Origin of the sequence: Stenotrophomonas sp. SrG, from assembly GCF_050031795.1 — a bacterium.
GTDB classification, from domain to species: domain Bacteria; phylum Pseudomonadota; class Gammaproteobacteria; order Xanthomonadales; family Xanthomonadaceae; genus Stenotrophomonas; species Stenotrophomonas rhizophila_A.
The window spans coordinates 1-277 of record NZ_JBNBBE010000221.1 but is presented as its reverse complement, the minus strand read 5'-3'; the positions used below and the strand labels follow the sequence as shown (position 1 = coordinate 277).

Annotated in this window: 1 pseudogene; it reads left to right on the top strand. The window is 72.2% G+C overall.

Features of this window, described 5'->3' with window-relative positions:
• Positions 1 to 277 (top strand): annotated as a pseudogene (locus ACQG3P_RS19605) (hypothetical protein); the annotation flags it as partial.

Here is a 277-nt window from a genome sequence, read left to right as displayed (position 1 = left end):
GCTGGGGTCCGCGCGACCTGGACCGCGACGTGGAAGCGGTGATCGACGCCGATGACGCGCACGCCCGCCATTCGGCCATCGGCCAACTGCAGTCCGCCGGCGGCAGCCTGCACGAGGACGTGCCCTCGCTGGTGGAAGCCACCGAGCTCAACGCCCTGCGGCGCTGGTTCGCGGTGCTGTTCTGGTTCCTGCTGCTGGGCCCGGTAGGCGCGCTGGCGTACCGCCTGCACGCGCTGCTGGCCGTGGGGCCGAAGCGCTCGTTGGCCGACGTGGAGAA